General features: G+C 65.6%; 12 protein-coding genes. 8 read left to right on the plus strand and 4 right to left on the minus strand.

Annotated features, from left to right (window positions below; genetic code table 11):
• Positions 1-160: 160 nt before the first annotated feature.
• Positions 161-1,015 carry a glycosyltransferase family 4 protein gene (locus MCHLDSM_RS36540; RefSeq protein WP_158023736.1) on the minus strand — a complete coding sequence of 285 codons (855 nt, stop codon included), beginning with the start codon at positions 1,013-1,015 and terminating at the stop codon, positions 161-163.
• Between the two features lie 659 nt (positions 1,016-1,674).
• Between MCHLDSM_RS36540 and MCHLDSM_RS21775 the strand changes: the two genes are divergently transcribed.
• The 3 genes from MCHLDSM_RS21775 (at position 1,675) to MCHLDSM_RS21785 (ending at position 4,717) form a co-directional block, all read left to right on the plus strand.
• Positions 1,675-3,165 (plus strand): sugar transferase, encoded by a 1,491-nt coding sequence (locus tag MCHLDSM_RS21775; protein ID WP_048471974.1) that lies wholly within the window; start codon positions 1,675-1,677, stop codon positions 3,163-3,165.
• Positions 3,166-3,564: 399 nt separating this feature from the next.
• The gene (locus MCHLDSM_RS21780) at positions 3,565-4,083 is read left to right on the plus strand and encodes a PH domain-containing protein (RefSeq protein ID WP_048471975.1); all 519 of its coding nucleotides are present in this window, start codon (positions 3,565-3,567) and stop codon (positions 4,081-4,083) included.
• A 40-nt stretch (positions 4,084-4,123) separates the two neighbouring features.
• Positions 4,124-4,717, plus strand: coding sequence for a YdcF family protein (locus tag MCHLDSM_RS21785; protein ID WP_082169023.1), 594 nt, complete (start codon positions 4,124-4,126; stop codon positions 4,715-4,717).
• Here the strand turns inward: MCHLDSM_RS21785 and MCHLDSM_RS21790 are convergent.
• A complete protein-coding gene (locus MCHLDSM_RS21790; protein WP_048471977.1) occupies positions 4,710-5,081 on the minus strand; it encodes a hypothetical protein in 372 nt (123 codons plus the stop codon). The two genes, MCHLDSM_RS21785 and MCHLDSM_RS21790, sit on opposite strands and share 8 nt — an antisense overlap.
• Complete coding sequence (locus tag MCHLDSM_RS21795) at positions 5,078-5,446, minus strand: hypothetical protein (protein WP_048471978.1); 369 nt, start codon at positions 5,444-5,446, stop codon at positions 5,078-5,080. The genes MCHLDSM_RS21790 and MCHLDSM_RS21795 overlap by 4 nt, the downstream gene beginning before the upstream one ends.
• Positions 5,447-5,519: 73 nt before the next feature.
• Between MCHLDSM_RS21795 and MCHLDSM_RS21800 the strand changes: the two genes are divergently transcribed.
• From MCHLDSM_RS21800 to MCHLDSM_RS21815, 4 genes are all read left to right on the plus strand, one after another.
• Positions 5,520-6,245: a GAF domain-containing protein gene (locus MCHLDSM_RS21800; RefSeq protein ID WP_048471979.1), complete on the plus strand. Its 726-nt coding sequence runs from the start codon at positions 5,520-5,522 to the stop codon at positions 6,243-6,245.
• Positions 6,246-6,373: 128 nt separating this feature from the next.
• Positions 6,374-7,909, plus strand: a complete 1,536-nt coding sequence (locus MCHLDSM_RS21805) for a sugar transferase (RefSeq protein ID WP_082169020.1) — start codon at positions 6,374-6,376, stop codon at positions 7,907-7,909.
• Between the two features lie 111 nt (positions 7,910-8,020).
• Complete coding sequence (locus MCHLDSM_RS21810) at positions 8,021-8,674, plus strand: undecaprenyl diphosphate synthase family protein (RefSeq protein WP_048471980.1); 654 nt, start codon at positions 8,021-8,023, stop codon at positions 8,672-8,674.
• Between the two features lie 2 nt (positions 8,675-8,676).
• Positions 8,677-10,065, plus strand: a complete 1,389-nt coding sequence (locus MCHLDSM_RS21815; RefSeq protein ID WP_048471981.1) for an NAD(P)/FAD-dependent oxidoreductase — start codon at positions 8,677-8,679, stop codon at positions 10,063-10,065.
• Here MCHLDSM_RS21815 and MCHLDSM_RS21820 read toward each other — a convergent pair.
• Positions 10,062-10,724, minus strand: coding sequence for a GtrA family protein (locus tag MCHLDSM_RS21820; RefSeq protein ID WP_048471982.1), 663 nt, complete (start codon positions 10,722-10,724; stop codon positions 10,062-10,064). The genes MCHLDSM_RS21815 and MCHLDSM_RS21820 overlap by 4 nt on opposite strands.
• An 85-nt stretch (positions 10,725-10,809) precedes the next feature.
• On the opposite strand from MCHLDSM_RS21820, the gene MCHLDSM_RS21825 reads away from it, so the two are divergent.
• Entirely contained in the window at positions 10,810-12,012 is a 1,203-nt protein-coding gene (locus MCHLDSM_RS21825; RefSeq protein WP_048471983.1) for a 5-(carboxyamino)imidazole ribonucleotide synthase, read from the plus strand.
• Positions 12,013-12,015 lie beyond the last annotated feature (3 nt).

Below are 12,015 nucleotides of genomic sequence, written 5' to 3' on the forward strand. Positions count from 1 at the left end.
GACGGCCGCCCGCACAGATAACGTTCCCCGAGCCGGGAACAAGTCAGAAGGTAACACCTAGCACTGGATCTGCCGCCTCTGAACGGCGAGGGCTCCGTTGTGGGGTCGGGCTATGGCATCGCCTGACAAGCCGCGCGGCAAGCGTGCCCTGCGCAACCGGTCATGAGGTTGAGCATTCATTAGACGAGCGGCCTCGCCCCCGCGCGACTTCCTCAATGACGTTGAGTAACCGCTGCGCAGTAGCGTCCCAGGTGTACCAGCGCGCGTGGTCGGCGGCCAGTGCGCCGAGAGTGCTCGCAGTTCTGGGATCTGCCAACCGAATCATTTCCCTCAACAGGCTGAATGAATCCGTCGGGTCGACGACCGTTCCGCCAGGACCAATAAGCTCTCGGACGCCGCCAGAGGTCGTGCCAATCGACGGTATGCCCGCTGCGCCCGCTTCTACGAAAGCAAGCGCGCTTGCCTCGTGTTTCGAGGGCATCACATAGCACGTCGCGGATCGCAGAAGTTCCTCTACCCGACGTCGATCGCTCAATTTGTTGAGATCCAGACTTCCGTGGAACACAACACCGGGTTGAGGGCCACCTATGTAAGGACCCACTACATCGAGCGAGGCGCTGGGAAACCGGCGCTTTACCTCTGCGAAAGTCTCAACTACCAGGGGCACGTTCTTACGGCGCCAATTTTTGGCAATGATTAAGTACCGCGGCTTCGACCAGTCCCGGTCCGCCGGCGCCTCAATGATGTGGTTGCCACCGAGTCCGATGACACAGACCTTCTCTGCAGGCTGTTGATAGTCCTGCACGACCGACTCGGCCGCCCACTGTGATAGCACGCAGCACCGGTCGGCATTCGTAAATGCGCGCATCTGACGGACTTGCCACGCCAACTGCGCTCGGCGTGGGTAGCGCGCGAACCAATCGTCTCTGAGACGCACATGTTGAGCGACTGTCATGTCGTCATAGGTCACAGTTGGTGCTGCTGTGCACACCAAGAAGTCCGTGCCGATTTGCACGACCGCGTCGTATTCCAGTTTGGACAGCCTTGCGTCGGCGATGTAGGTGTGTACGCGGCATAGCTCCGGGTGTAACCACCGAGCGCGCCCCGCGATGCGCTCTAGCGCCGAGGGCAGCGCAGTGTTAACTCTCAGTACAGAATGGCCAGCCCGCTCGAGGGCCGCTGTCAGCCCAGCCGGCGAGCCTGAAAACGCCCCCGGATCGCTTGAATCACCACCGAAACACACAGCAATGCGCAATTTGACCCCCCCTGCAACCGTGCCGGCCAGCTGCAGTTCCCCCGTTGCGTCCGCTTACCGGCAACACCATATTCATTTGCTGAATGCGGACAGGGCGGAAGTTTACACTGGACAAGCTGATTTTGTGAAGCGAGATTTGCACACTGTTGGACCAGGCAGCGAGGACCCTTCCGCGCAGAGGGTTTACGGCAGTCCAACTCCGTCAGTCGTTGGCTTGTGCTTGCTAGCTCCTAGCGCTCGCATGCGAGTGTCTGTCCGCCGCCGGATCTCAACTCGCCGAATCGTTCGCCTTGATCGTCAAGCCCACATTGACCGGTCCCTAGGGGTATGTTGCTGAGCGAACTCGCTGTTCCAGTTGAGAATCAGATAACAGTTGGGATAAAGTTCCAGCGCATAGGGGGCAAGATGCGGGGGGAAGTGTGACGGCAGTCAATGATCGGCTGGAAGTTGCAGCAAACATCGTTCCGATACCAACGAAAGTGCCCGCTTGGCAGCGGGGGTATGCACGTAGGCTGGTAGTCGTCGATGTTGTCGGTGTGTTGCTCGCGGTTGGACTCGCACAGTGGCTACGTTTCGGAGCGCTTACTGGCGACGTATCGACCTTGAAGTACCTTGACTACGCCCTGGTGTCGAGTGTCATCGCAGTCGCATGGGTGGCTGCCCTTGCCATCAACCATTCACGCTCAACCAGGGTGATCGGGTCTGGCGCGGAGGAGTACCGCCGTGTCCTGCTGGCCACGCTCGCAGTATTCGGCGGTGTGGCAATAATCTCTATGCTGTTCAAGCTCGAGATTGCCCGCGGCTACCTCATGATCGCGCTTCCGGTCGGGATCGTCACACTCACGATCTTCCGGTGGTTCGCCCGCCAAGCGGTCGTTCGGGTTCGGCAGAAGTACGGACGCTGCATCACGCGAGTGCTTGTGGTTGGAAGTGCGCCCGCCGTTCGTGATCTCACGACGTCGCTCCACCGCGAATCGCGTTCGGAGTACGAGGTGGTAGGCGCCTGCATCCCGGGCCCTATCCCTCGCACGAAGATAGACGTTCCTGGCGTGGGAGCCATTCCCACGTTTGGTGACGAGTCGAACGTCGTTGGGGCAGTGACGGCTACGAACAGTCACGCGGTCGCTGTGACGGCGACCGAGCGTTTGGATGGCCGAGGCATCCGTGATCTTTCATGGGAGCTCGAAAAGCTCGATATCGATCTTCTTGTCGCCCCCGGCGTCGTTGACATCGCCGGCCCACGCCTTCAGATGCGGCCCGTCGCTGGCCTGCCCCTGATCCATGTCGAGAAGCCGCAGTACCACGGCGCCAAGCGGTTCCAGAAGCGGCTGTTCGACGTCGCGTTCTCCAGCTCAGTCCTGCTTTTCGGGCTCCCAATCCTGGTTGCGGTCGCCCTCGCGGTGAAGTTCACCAGCAAGGGACCGATCTTTTACCGCCAGGAGCGCATCGGTCTAGACGGTCATCCGTTCGAGATGATCAAGTTCCGCACCATGGTTGACGGCGCGGACACAATGGTCGACAAGCTTGCCGCTATGAACGAAAGCAAAGGCGGCGTGCTGTTCAAGATCCGTGAAGATCCGCGCGTAACTCGCGTCGGTCGCGTCCTCCGCAAGTACAGCATCGACGAGTTGCCGCAGTTCATCAACGTGCTCAAGCGCGACATGAGCGTCGTAGGCCCCCGCCCGCCACTGGCCAAGGAAGTGAAGTCGTACGACGACTACGCCAAGCGGCGCCTTCTCGTCCGTCCGGGCATCACGGGTCTGTGGCAGGTCAGCGGACGCTCCGACTTGTCGTGGGAGGACTCCGTCCGTCTCGACCTCTTCTACGTCGAGAACTGGTCGATGATCTCGGACCTGATCATCGCCTTCAAGACGGTCAAGGCAATGCTCGGCCATTCCGGCGCGTACTGAGGCCGGACCGCTCAGCAAGCCCGCTTCCCAAACGCCTCGCACCGTCGCTCAGGCTGGTGCAGCCGACCCGGCTGCTGTGCGCCGTGGCCCCTCAGCGACTGAGCCAACGCCCAAGCAGGCGATCAACCCAGCCATGAATGTCGTTGTCCTGCAACTGGAACCGCGGACATTCGCATAGCGAACAGTCCGTCCCGGCTCGATAGTGCTCGTGAGCGGCGCCCTCGTGACCACACCTGCACGTTTCGACCCGCACGATGATCAAGATACGCCCGATTGAACCGTTTGCTGGCAAATACTGAGAATTTCCTGAGTCGCGAGTCGTGGGTGCTCAGACGACGCCGCCGGGGGAGCCGCTGAGATTGGCCCGCGCGAACCGCCGACGCTGAGTACAGTGCCTGCGTGGGCTATCCCGAGAACGTGCTGGCGCAGGACGAACACGTCGTCCTGCACCGGCATCCGCACTGGGGGCGACTCATCATCCCGGCGCTCATACTGATTATCGCGACCGCCGCCGCCGCGTTCCTGGCCGGCTACGTCAACACGCTCGCCTGGGAGCCGTCCGCGAAGAACATCGTGTTCCTGGTCATTGCTGCTGTCTGGCTCATCCTCATCGGCTGGCTCTCGGTCTGGCCGTTCCTCAACTGGTGGACCACCCACTTCGTCATCACCGACCGGCGCGTGATGTTCCGGCACGGCCTGATCACGCGGTCCGGCATCGACATCCCGTTGGCCCGCATCAACAGCGTCGAGTTCCGGCACGGCTTGCTCGACCGCATTCTGCGCACCGGCACGCTGATCATCGAATCCGCCTCTCAGGACCCCCTGGAGTTCCACGACATCCCGCAGGTCGAACGCGTCCACTCCCTGCTCTACCACGAGGTCTTCGACACCCTCGGATCGGAAGAATCCCCTAGTTGACGGACAGCGGGCCGGTGGCTGCTGCAATACCGTGCACATTGTGGCGGACAGGCGACGGTCTGGAGTGCGCGCGGGGCCGCTGCCGGCGGCCGTGCTCGCCCTCGTCTCCGTACTGTTCCTCAACGGCGCCACGGGCACCCTCTTCTTCGCTCACGCCGAACCCGATCCGCTGCGCAAGGTCGACGCCATCGTCGTGCTCGGCGGCGAACACGACGGCCGAGAAGCGTACGGGCTCAAGCTTGCCGAACAGGGCTATGCACCGACGGTCCTGATGTCCGACCCCTACGGATCACGCGACCGGGTGATGAAGAAGTACTGCAAACGCCGCACCGACATCGAGGTGATCTGCCGGCCGCCGGTGCCCTCCACCACGCGTGGCGAAGCGCTGATGACACGCAGTCTCGCCGAGCAGCGCGGCTGGCGCTCGGTCATCGTGATCAGCTGGCGCTACCACCTGCCACGGGCCCGCCGAATCTTCGACGTCTGTTTCGCGCCGCCCGGACGTACGGTGGTCATGCGCGACGTGCCGCGCACCTACCCGTTCTCCGTCGCAGATTGGCAGTTCACCTATCTCTACCAGTACGCCGCCTGGGTGAAAGCCGAAGTCCAAGGCTCCTGTAACTCGATCACCTGAGTTTTCTGTACAGCGTCGCCCCGCCGCGCACCGCAAGATAGCCGAGCAGCGCGAACGTCACGCCCACCACGCAGTAGACCGCCAACCTCTTGGTGACCGCCACCGTGCTGCGCACCGGCGCGTCGGCGCCCACCCACATCGGCGACGCCACGGCCATCGTCACCATGCTCGCCGCCGACCCCAGCACGCCGTACGCCAACACCGCCGTCACTTTCGGCGAAAGCAGTTGGGCGCTCAGCATTCCCATCAACCCACAGATCGCCGCCGCGGCGACCAGCAGCCGCGTCCCCGTCGGCCGGCGCATCAGCAGCGCGCCTATCGCCGAACCCGCCGCGCCGCCGAGGGCCACCAGCAGCCACGTCACCGCGCCACCACGCGCGCCGCCAGCAGTCCGCACAGCAGCCCGATGACCGCCGCCGCCGGCGTCCCGATCAGGAACGCGATCGACAGCTTTGGCGGCTGGCTGATGGTGAGCACCGCCCACGCGCTGAGACTCGCCGCGCTCGCACACGCACCGAAGACCGCCACGCGTAGCGCCGACGTCAGCCCGACCGCCACCAGGAAGCCCGCCACCAGGAACGCCACCGCGGCCGTCACCGTCGTCGACACAAAGACGTGGCGCGGCAACGGCCACGCCGTCGCCGTCGCGTACCGCACCAGCGCACCCACCGTGCCGCCCGCGACGAGAGCGGCCGTGTGAGTGGGGGATTGGCGGTGTCGGGCGGGCACCAACTCAGGCTATGCGGATGTGGCTTTCGATGCTCGGGCACGCGCTGACGCCGATGTCAGATACCGTGGACGGGTGTCTGGTTCGCTGAAGCGTTTTGACGAATGGCTCAACCGCCAACTCGAGCAGTGTGCGCGCGACGCAGGCGAGGACGTGAACACCTATGTGGCGCGTGCGGTCGCGTCGAAGATGGTGGCCGACCAACGCCTGGCTGACAGCGCCGCCGTCGAGCGGCTCATGGAGCACCTCTCGCAGTCCGGCGTGTTTGCCGGCACCGACATGCCGAGTGTGTCCACCGTGATCGCCGACCCCGACCGGCTGCGCTCGCTGTATGCCACCGGGCTGCTCGACTCGCCGCCCGAGGAGATCTACGACCGCATCACCCGTGCGGCGGCCGACGCGCTGGACGCCCCGAACTCCTGCGTGACCCTCGTCGACGTCGACCGGCAATTCTTCAAGAGCGCGGTGGGCATGGAGACGGGTACGCCGGAGGAACGGCAGACGCCACTGTCGCGGTCGATCTGCCAGTACGCCGTGGCTAACGGGCTGCCGCTGATCCTCGAGGACGCTCGGACTGACCCGGTGTTCAAGAATCATCCCGCCGTTCGCGACGGGACCGTCGTCGCGTACCTCGGCATCCCGCTGTCCGACGACGAGGGCAATGCCATCGGCACGCTGTGTGTTTTCGACACCAAGCCGCGGCTGTGGGGGACCGGCCACGTGCAGGTCCTCAACGACCTGGCCGGACTGGCCGCCGAGCGCATCTTCGGCCCGGGCTCCGGCCGGGCAGCGGGAGCCTAGCTACCCCATCTGCCACTGCACGGTCGTTCAGGTTGGCAAATTGACACTCGTCGATGGCATTTCCCCTGCGGGGTGCGCTCAGCACACTTAGAGTTGGATCCCTCAGTGCCTTTCCGGGGGATCCGCGCATGCAGCTCGACACGAAGCAATCGGTATACACGCCGAGCGCTCGGCCGACGACTCCGCTGCGCGCAGCGACACCGCGTCTCGATGTCGCCAAACCCCCACTCTGGCGCCGCGTCGTCGACTACTTGCGTGACGAGTCGGGCTACGTCGCCGTCACTGTCGGTCTCGATGTGTGGGCCGGGTTCTGGGCGGTGATGATCACCCATTGGCAGATCGACGAACAGGACGCCCTCGGCGTCTTGCCCTGGTCGTGGCTGTTCATCCCCATGCTGATCCTCTTGCTGGCCACTCGGTCGATGTACAAGCGCAGGCTCACCCACCAGTTCCTCGACGAGTTCGAACCCGTCGAGACCTCGGTCGCCGTGGCCGTCCTCCTTACGCTGGCCGTCATCACCTGGGTCGTCGCGCCCTTCGAGCCCGGCTCCACCGTTCCCGACGACTACGTGCGCGCCGGCGAGATGATGGTGCGGATCTGGCTGTGGGCTGCGTGCCTGGTGCCGCTGGTCCGCCTCTGCCGATCGCTGGCCCAGCGCTACCTCCGGCGCAAGTTCAACTTCGGCAAGCCGGCGATCATCGTGGGCAGCGGCCCGGTCGCCCACCAGATCATCACCCGGATGCAGCAGGTGCCCGATTACGGCTTGCGCCCCGTCGGCATCATCGACGACGTCCGACCTGCGAACGCCGAAGTCGAGGGCGTGCCCTATCTCGGGACCACCGACAACCTCGAACGGGCCGTGGTCACCACCGGTGCGGAGAAACTGATCATCGCCCAGTCGGCGGTACCCGACGACCGGCTGGCCGCCGTTGCTCAGCGCGCGCACAACCTCGGCATGAAAGTCCGTGTGGTGCCGCGCATGATGGACGTCGTCGGCGTCGGCGCCACCATCGAGCACATGGGTGGCATCCCACTGATGGTGCTCGCCCATACCAACCCGAGGGGCTGGCAGTTCGCGGTCAAGCACGCCATGGACCGCACCTTCGCCACCGTTGGTCTGGTGCTGATCTCGCCACTGTTCCTGACGCTGATGCTGCTGGTCCGGCTCAGCTCGCCGGGGCCGATCTTCTTCGGGCAGGACCGAATCGGCCGTGACGGCAGAGTGTTTCAGTGCCTGAAGTTCCGCAGCATGCGGCCCGCCGACCCGTCGGGTGAGGCCTTCCAGCTGAAGGACGGCGCGGCCCCCGGCGGTGTCGAGGGCGAGGACCGGCGCACCTGGATCGGCAAGATCATGCGCAAGACCTCTATGGACGAATTACCCCAGCTGCTCAACGTGATCCGCGGAGACATGAGCCTGGTCGGCCCGCGGCCCGAGCGGCCCGAATTCGTCGACCTGTTCGAGATGCAGATCCGCCGCTACGGCGATCGGCACCGCGTCAAGGCCGGCATGACCGGCTGGGCGCAGGTGCACGGCCTGCGCGGGCAGACTTCGATCGCCGACCGCGCCGAATTCGACAACTTCTACATCGAGAACTGGTCGATCCTGCTCGACCTCAAGACTCTGGCGCTGACCGTGCTCGCGGTGCTCAAGAGCGCCGAGTAGACGTTTGCCGACGGGGGGAATACATGCAGACGATTTCGGCCAATTGAATTCGTGTCCAGAGTTTCTGCCATACCCTGTGCTTTGGGGAGGCTTACATAGGTTGGGGGAGGTGTGGGCGACGGGCCGAACCATGTCGGGCTGATCCCCGACGGTTTGCGGCGGTGGGCGGTCAGTAACGACACCACGCTGGCTGAGGCGTATCTGCGCGGCGCCCACAAAGTCGTCGAGATCCTGCAGGTCCTGCAACGGCACGGCGTGCGGACCGTCACCGTCTACAACCTGAGCCGGGCCAACCTCGGCCGCACCCACGACGAGCTCGACGCCGTCTACCAGGCCTCACTGCACTTTCTCACCACGCTGATCCCCACCCACTTCGACCCCGCGGTGTGCAGTCTGCGCCTGCACGGTGATCGAAAAGCGTTGCCCGACAACTACGTCGCCGCCGTTCACGATCTCGAGGTCGCGATGACCGGCAGCGCGTTCCGCATCAACATGCTCGCCGCCTACGATGCCTACGACGAACTGCGCGACGCGCATCGGCGCGCGCAGCAGGAGGACTGCGACATCGCCTCGGCGTTCGAGATCGGCGAGGTCGACCTCGTCATCCGGACCACTCCCGAGCCGCTGCTCAGCGGGTTCCTGCCGCTCCAAAGCCAGTATGCGCAGCTGCACTTCCTGGATACCCCGCTCAACGACCTCACCACTGAGCACATCGACGACGTCATCGCCGCCTACCGCGGCCTGCCGCAATTGCGGGGGCGGTAGCCGTGGAGCGCACCCCCCTCATCATCGGTGCGGGGCCCGCGGGCCTGTCCGCCGGGCTCGAACTGACCCGGCGCGGCGTCATCCCGACGATTCTGGAATCCACCGGCGGCATCGGCGGGCTGGCCCGCACCCAGGTCGACGGCGACTGGCGCATCGACCCCGGCGGCCACCGGTTCTTCACCCGCAGCGAGGAAGTCGCCGACCTCTGGCGTTCGCTGCTGCCCGAGGATCAGTGGCTCGCCGTCCCCCGCAGTTCCGCGATGCTCGTCAACAACCGCTACGTCCGGTACCCCCTGATGGGACGCGACCTGCTGCTGCAGCTCGCGGTCGGCGACGTGGTGCGCGGCGCCGGCGGCTATGCCTGGGCACGCCTGCGTCGGCAGACCCGGATCGAGCGGCGCGAGACCAGCTTTCAGGAGTGGGGGCGCTCGGAGTTCGGCCGGCACTGGTACGAACTCTTCTTCGACGGCTACGTCCGCAAAACCTGGCTCGCCGACCCCGAGAACATTGCCAGCGACTGGGCCAATCAGCGCATCAAGCCGATCGGGTGGCAGCTGTCGAAGAATGAACAGGCCGTCGACCAGGACGTGTTCCGGTACCCGCGCTACGGACCCGGCCAGCTGTGGGAAGCCGCGGCGAAGAAGCTCGCCGACGCCGGCGTCGACATCAGGCAGAACGCGATGGCGACGAGCGCCCACTACGACGGCCGAACCTGGACGGTCGCCACCGACCGGGGCGACATCGTCACCGGGGACGCGCTGTTCTCCTCCATGCCGCTGCGCCTGCTGGTCACCATGCTCGACCCGGCGCCGCCGGAGCACATCCGCGCCGTCGCCGACCAACTGCGCCACCGGTCCCTGATCACCGTCGCGGTGGCGCTGCGCAAGCACTACGACATCCCCTACAACTGGGTGTACACCCCGGGCCCCAACTTCCACGTCGGCCGCATCCAGAACTACCGACGCTGGTCGCAGGATCTCTGCCCCAAGGGCTTCAACGGCACCTACCTGGGCTTCGAATACTTCCTGCTGCCCGACCAGGACCTGTGGCTCGCCAACGAGCACGGTCTGGGCGCCATCGTCGAACGTGATCTGCACCAACTCGGATTCAAGAACCCGCAGATCGAGCGGGTGATGATCACCCGGTCCAAGTTCGCCTACCCGATTCACGACCCGGCGCGCGACCGCAGCGTCGTCCGCATCCGCGACTACCTGCGCGAGCATTACCCGTCGCTGCACCCGATCGGCCGCAACGGCATGCACCACTACGACAACCAGGACCACGCGATGCTCAGCGCGATCCGCAGCGTCGGCAAGTACTTCGGTGAGAACGTCGACCCCTGGCAGGTCAACACCGACCTCAGCTACCAGGAGCAGGGGCTGCGTCGCTAGGACGTCTTGGAGATCCGGGTCTCGGCGTCGTACTGGCGCGCTTTGCGGCGGCGCGAGGATCGCATCGGCGTCACGGTGCCCTCGGCAGGGTGCCGCAGCTCGTACTCGTCCTCGAGCGCCTCGGCGATGCCGCCGCCGGTCAGCGTCGACTCCAGCGCCTTGTCCGGGTTGCGCGCGAACTCGTCGGGGAAGACGAAGCGGCGGAACGCCCAGAACCGGAACGCCATCTGCAGCAGGTTGCCGACCACGTAGGCCGACACGAAGTCCGCGACGTTCTCGGCGAACAGCGAGACCATCGGCACACGCAGCATCAGCACGTAGCTCGAGATCCACAGCGGGGCCATGCTGAGCAGCACGCCCACGCCGCTGACCCCGAAGAACAGCAGCGCCTCGTGGTGCTTCTCGCGGCCACCCCGGTCCCGGAAGCTCCACTCCCGATTCAGGATGTACGACGCGATCACCGCGACGATGCCCGCGATGATCTTCGCGGTCACCGGCTTGGGCTCGAGGATCGTCAGCTTCAGCGTGAAGAAGATCGCCGAATCGATGACGAACGTGGTGGCGCCGACGATGGCGAACTTGATGAGCTCATGGTGCCGCTCGGCGTAGGGACGGAGCGGCCCAGGGAGACGCTTGATCGTCGCATCGGCAAAGGACACAAGGAGCGAGTCTACGGAACCAACCTGCCAAACACCCAAGCGCGCAGTAACCGCAGGTCAACGATGTGGTGTAGGTCATGACACGATGTACGGCGTGCCACGAACCGGATCCCCCCACCCCGTCGTCGCGATGGTCGGCGGCGGCCAACTCGCCCGCATGACCCACCAGGCGGCAATCGCGCTGGGCCAGACGCTGCGGGTACTGGCCGTGCGCAGCGACGAGTCCGCCGCCCAGGTGTCGCCCGACGTCGTCCTGGGCCACCACACCGACTACGACGCGCTGCGCCGCGTCGCCGACGGGGCCACCGCGCTGACCTTCGACCACGAGCACGTCCCCACCGAGCTGCTCGAGAAGCTCGTCGCCGACGGTGTGCCCGTCTACCCGCCCCCGTCGGCGCTGGTGCACGCCCAGGACAAGCTGGTGATGCGCCAGCGGCTGTCTGATTTGGGCGCGCCCGTTCCGCGGTTTGCATCTGTGACGAGCACCGGTGAGGCCGAGGCCTTCGCGATCGAGGTCGGGGGAGCGGTGGTCATCAAAACCATCCGCGGCGGGTACGACGGCCGCGGCGTGGTCATGGCCGACACCCCCGAGGACGCCCGCGACATCGTCGCGCGCTACCTGGCCGACGGCGTGCCGGTGATGGTCGAGGAGAAGGTGGCGATGCGCCGCGAGCTGGCCGCGCTGGTCGCGCGGTCCCCGTTCGGGCAGGGCGCGGCGTGGCCCGTGGTCGAGACCGTGCAGGAGGACGGCATCTGCGTGACGGTGATAGCGCCGGCGCCCTCGCTGCCCTCTGAGGTGGCTTCTGCCGCTTCGGAATTGGCGTTGCGGCTGGCGTCCGAACTGGGCGTGGTCGGGGTGCTGGCCGTGGAGCTGTTCGAGACCTCCGACGGTGCGCTGCTGGTCAACGAGCTCGCGATGCGCCCGCACAACTCCGGGCACTGGACCATGGACGGCGCCCGCACGTCGCAGTTCGAGCAGCACCTGCGCGCGGTGCTGGACTACCCGCTGGGCGACACGTCGCCGCTGACGCCCTACACGGTGATGGGCAACGTGATCGGGGCTGACCCGGTCCCGGACATGTCGATGGATGAGCGCGTGCACCACCTGTTCGCGCGGCTGCCCGAGGCCAAGGTGCACCTCTACGGCAAAGAGGAGCGGCCCGGCCGCAAGATCGGCCACGTCAACATCGTCGGCGACGACTGGGAGTCGCTGCGCGAGCGCGCCGAGCGGGCCGCGCACTGGCTTTCCCATGCCGAGTGGACCGACGGCTGGGACCCGCACGCCTGATCT

The sequence above is a fragment of the Mycolicibacterium chlorophenolicum genome (genome assembly GCF_001044235.1).
GTDB classification, from domain to species: domain Bacteria; phylum Actinomycetota; class Actinomycetes; order Mycobacteriales; family Mycobacteriaceae; genus Mycobacterium; species Mycobacterium chlorophenolicum.